The following is a 4,231-nucleotide window of genomic DNA, read 5'->3' as shown; positions in this document are numbered from 1 at the left end:
CGGATTCGGGGACAGCGGGGTGGGGATCAGCCGGATTGCCGCTGCGCACGCTGGAGTTGGAGCGGTTGCGCGATCGGCTCATCGCCGGTGTGCGCGCAGCGGTGCCGGAGGCGGTGCTCAACGGTCCCGAGCCGCTGTGCGACGGCCTCGAGTCCGGCCCCGACGGCGCGACCGTTGCCCAGCGACTGCCGGGCAACGCCCACTTCACGTTCCCCGGCTGCGAGGGCGATTCGCTGCTGATGCTGTTGGACGCCGCCGGGATCGAATGCTCGACCGGATCCGCGTGCAATGCCGGCGTGGCCGGTCCCTCCCATGTGCTGCTGGCCATGGGCGTGGAACCGGCGCTGGCGCGCGGATCCCTGCGATTCACTTTGGGACACAACTCGACCGACGCCGATATCGATGCCCTGCTGGCGGCGCTGCCGCAGGTGGTCGAGCGGGCGAAGGCGGCCGGACTGGCCGGAGCGAAGGGAGGCTTCTAGATGCGAGTGCTTGCCGCGATGAGTGGTGGCGTTGATTCCGCCGTGGCGGCCGCCCGGGCCGTGGACGCCGGACACGAGGTGGTCGGCGTGCACCTGGCACTGTCGGCGAACCCCGGCACGCTACGCACCGGATCGCGGGGCTGCTGCTCGAAGGAGGATTCCGGCGATGCCCGCCGGGCCGCCGACGTGCTCGGAATCCCGTTCTACGTCTGGGATTTCGCCGACCGGTTCAAGGAGGACGTGATCGACGACTTCGTCGCCGCGTACGCCGCCGGTGAGACCCCCAACCCGTGCCTGCGCTGCAACGAGAAGATCAAGTTCGCGGCGCTGGCCGATCGCGCGGTGGCGCTGGGTTTCGACGCCGTGGTCACCGGGCATTACGCGCGTCTCGAGGACGGCGTGCTGCGCCGCGCGGTGGACGCGGACAAGGATCAGTCCTACGTTTTGGCGGTGCTGACTCCCGAACAGCTGTCGCGCGCCATGTTCCCGGTGGGCGACACTCCGAAGCCGCAGATCCGCGAGGAGGCCGCCGAGCGCGGCCTGGCGGTCGCGAACAAGCCCGACAGCCACGACATCTGCTTCATCCCCTCCGGCGACACCCAGGCGTTCCTGGGCGCGAAGATCGGCATCCGCCCCGGCGCGGTGCTCGACGCGGACGGCACCAAGCTCGCCGATCACGAAGGCGTGCACGGGTTCACCATCGGCCAGCGCAAGGGTCTGGGCCTGCCCGGCCCGGCCGCCGACGGCAAGCCGCGCTACGTCACCGACATCGACCCGGATTCCGGTGTGGTGCGGGTGGGTTCGGCCAAGGATCTCGAGGTGTGGACGGTGCTGGCCGACCGCGCCATCTGGACCTCCGGTGAAATCCCCGCCGGGCCCGTCGAATGCGTCGCCCAGGTGCGCGCCCACGGCGGCACCGCCCCCGCGGTCGCGGAGGCGGTGGACGGCGGACTGGTGGTGCGCCTGCGCGAACCGCTGACCGGTGTGGCACGCGGGCAGGCCGTGGTCCTGTACCGCCCCGACGAATCCGGCGACGAGGTGCTCGGCAGTGGCACCATCTCCGGGACCGAACGCGAACCCCACCCGAGCGAACTGCTCGCGGGAAGCGGCCGGTGAGCGACCGCAGCACGCGCGCACGCGCGAAATCCTATGTGTCGCAGCAGGTTCGTTCGATCCGGTCGAGTCGTGTGGTGTGGGCCAGCGGGATGCCGCAACCCGCGCGCCTGCGCCCGCGCCGCAAGGCCCGCCGCGGCCGCTGGAACACGGTGAACCAGACCGCGATCGCCGAGCAGCAGCCCGCCCGCACCGACACCGGTGAGTTCCGCCCCGGCGACGCCCTGCCCGCCCCGGTCGACGGCGACCGGGCAGGCAAGACCTGGGACTGGTTCGTGAACGCGACCTGCTGGGACTGGTACGAGAACTCCAGCGGCCCCGACCGCGGCGATGCCGACGAGTGACACCGGTGGCGGACCGACTGATTCAGGGGTGGCTGGGATGAGCGACGACGCGAATTCGGTGCTGCGCGGCGGCATCGCGACCGGGATCGGGTCGTGGCCCGGGACCGATCCGCGGGAGGCGGCGGCGACGGTGGTGGGGGAGCTGGGGCAGCTGCCGCACCTGGTCGAGCTGCCCGCGCGCGGTGTGGGCGCGGATATGGTCGGCCGGGTCTCGGGCCTGCTGGTGGACATGCAGTTCGACAGCACCACCCGCGGCTACCGGCTGGCCGCGCGCCCGGGCGCGGTGGCGCGACGGGCACACGATCTGCTGCGGACCGACCTGGACGCGCTCGAAGAGGCGTGGGAGACCGGCGGTTTCGCGGGTTCCGGGCATCCGGTGAAGGTGCAGGTGGCCGGTCCGCTGTCGGTGGCGGCGGAGGCCGAGTTGCCGCACGGGCACCGCATCCTCACCGATTCCGGTGCGCTGCGCGATCTTTCGGAGTCGCTGGCCGAGGGCGTCGCGAATCACGTTGCCGAGGTGGGCAAACGGCTGGGCGCGCAAGTGGTACTTCAGCTCGACGAGCCGGATCTGACGACCGTACTCGACGGCACCCTGAAGGGGGTGAGCGTGCTGAACACCGTGCGCGCCATGCCCGAGCCCGAGGCGCTGCATGTGCTGGACACCTTCATCGGCAGCCAATCGGTGCCCGTGCTGGTGCACACCTGCGCCGACAAACCGGCCCTGCGTTTCCTGCGTAAGAGTTCGGCCGCCGCGGTCAGCTTCGACCTGGCCACCATCGGCACCTCCGACCTCGACGGCATCGGCGAATTGCTCGACGGCGGAAAGCATCTGGTCCTCGGTCTGGTGCCGACCGCCCCGCCCGTGAAGCCGGTCACCTGGCGTGAGATCGCCGAACCCGGTGTGCGGCTGCTGGATCGGCTCGGATTCCCGCGTCGCTTGCTGGCCGAACAGGTGCTGGTCTCCCCGGCGTGCGGGCTGGCCGGTGCGCCGTTGGCGTGGGCGCGCCAGGCGCTGAGCCTGGCCGCCGAGACCGCGCGCGCCTACGCGGAGGATCCGGAGTCGCTCGACTTCGAGTGAGTCCTGGATTCGCCTGCGCGGCAGGCGGATTCACATCCGGTCGAGAATGCTCAAGGCGATGGCGACCGAGGCCGCATTACTCTCCTCGTCCGAGAGCGGCAGGTCGCCCATCATCGACAGGCTCCAGCTGATCGCCAGCAACGCCTGGCGGGCGTGGAAGGCGGCCAGCGGTTCGGTGCTGGGCGCGGTCATCAGGTCGGCCAGTACCCGAAACTGGTAGCGCAGGCTGGTGCCGAAACCGAGATCGCGGAACGCGGGCTGGTTCTCGTGCCAGAACCGGATCATGTCCTTGCCGAGCCCGTGCAGCAGATCCCCGTAGCGAATCACGATCTCGCGGGCGCGTTCCGGCCCGGGCGGCGTGGCCTCGGCCCAGCGCACGATCTCGTCGACGCCGCCGCGCAGATCCTCCGACAGGCTCGCGACGATGTCTTCCTTGGTCCGGAAGTGGTAGTACAGCGCGGCTTTCGTGACGCCCAGGCGTTCGGCGATCTCCCGCAGCGAGGTCTTGTCGTAGCCGCGTTCGGAGAACAGTTCCATGGCGACGGACCGGATCCGCTCGCGTGTGTCACTGCGACGCCCGTCCATCGATTCCCTTCGCACTGGTTCACTCAACTGCCTTGACGACCGGCAAGTAAGCAGCCTACCGTCTGTCTCACCGGTAGATACCTAGCCGGGCGGCAAGTTAATTGCACTGGGGAGCAAGCATGGCCGAAACAATGAAAGTGCCGGTCGACGGCGTCGCCGTGACCGCGATCGGGGTCGCCGTCATCCGAGCCCGGGAGAACGAGCGCGCGGATCGGCTCTACGCCGACCCGCTGGCGCAAGCCTTCGTCACCGCCGCACGGGCGGGCTTCGACGAGCAGCGCTGGGCGCGGTTGGAGAAGCTCGCCGATCAGTTCTACGACGGCAGAACCATCGGTGTCCGACTGGTCGACGAGCGTTTCGAGGCGGCCGTCGCGGCGGGCTGCCGCCAAATCGTCCTGCTCGGAGCGGGTTTGGACACCCGCGCCTACCGGATGAACCTCCCGGCGGACATCACCGTCTTCGAGATCGACCTACCCGAACTCTTCGATTTCAAGGAGCCCGTCCTGGCGGCGACGGGAGCGACGCCGACGTGCCCGCCCGTATCGGCCAGCCCCGCGACAATCCCGGTCGCCCAGGCGATTCCGGCCACCCCGCCGCCCCCGATGACCAACGCGCGTTCGGTCGCCATA

At 70.1% G+C, this 4,231-nt stretch carries 6 protein-coding genes; 5 read left to right on the top strand and 1 reads right to left on the bottom strand.

The window, feature by feature from the left end; genetic code table 11:
• The 4 genes from ACWELQ_RS39780 to ACWELQ_RS39765 form a co-directional block, all read left to right on the top strand.
• The coding region (locus ACWELQ_RS39780; protein WP_452402169.1) for an aminotransferase class V-fold PLP-dependent enzyme at window positions 1–482 on the top strand (482 nt) is incomplete at its 5' end.
• Window positions 483–1,598: a tRNA 2-thiouridine(34) synthase MnmA gene (gene mnmA / locus ACWELQ_RS39775; protein WP_452402168.1), complete on the top strand. Its 1,116-nt coding sequence runs from the start codon at window positions 483–485 to the stop codon at window positions 1,596–1,598.
• Window positions 1,595–1,939, top strand: a complete 345-nt coding sequence (locus ACWELQ_RS39770) for a hypothetical protein (protein WP_452402167.1) — start codon at window positions 1,595–1,597, stop codon at window positions 1,937–1,939. Before mnmA ends, ACWELQ_RS39770 begins: the two co-directional genes overlap by 4 nt.
• 37 nt (window positions 1,940–1,976) lie before the next feature.
• Window positions 1,977–3,017 (top strand): methionine synthase, encoded by a 1,041-nt coding sequence (locus tag ACWELQ_RS39765; RefSeq protein ID WP_452402166.1) that lies wholly within the window; start codon window positions 1,977–1,979, stop codon window positions 3,015–3,017.
• A 30-nt stretch (window positions 3,018–3,047) separates the two neighbouring features.
• Here the strand turns inward: ACWELQ_RS39765 and ACWELQ_RS39760 are convergent, their stop codons facing one another.
• Entirely contained in the window at window positions 3,048–3,554 is a 507-nt protein-coding gene (locus tag ACWELQ_RS39760; RefSeq protein WP_452402165.1) for a TetR/AcrR family transcriptional regulator, read from the bottom strand.
• A gap of 167 nt (window positions 3,555–3,721) precedes the next feature.
• Between ACWELQ_RS39760 and ACWELQ_RS39755 the strand changes: the two genes are divergently transcribed.
• Window positions 3,722–4,231 (top strand): SAM-dependent methyltransferase (locus ACWELQ_RS39755; RefSeq protein WP_452402164.1); only part of this gene is annotated, 510 nt, incomplete at its 3' end.

This window comes from Nocardia sp. NPDC004722, from assembly GCF_053601505.1.
Note: the sequence above shows the minus strand (reverse complement) of the source record. Positions and strands in the feature narration are given on the sequence as shown.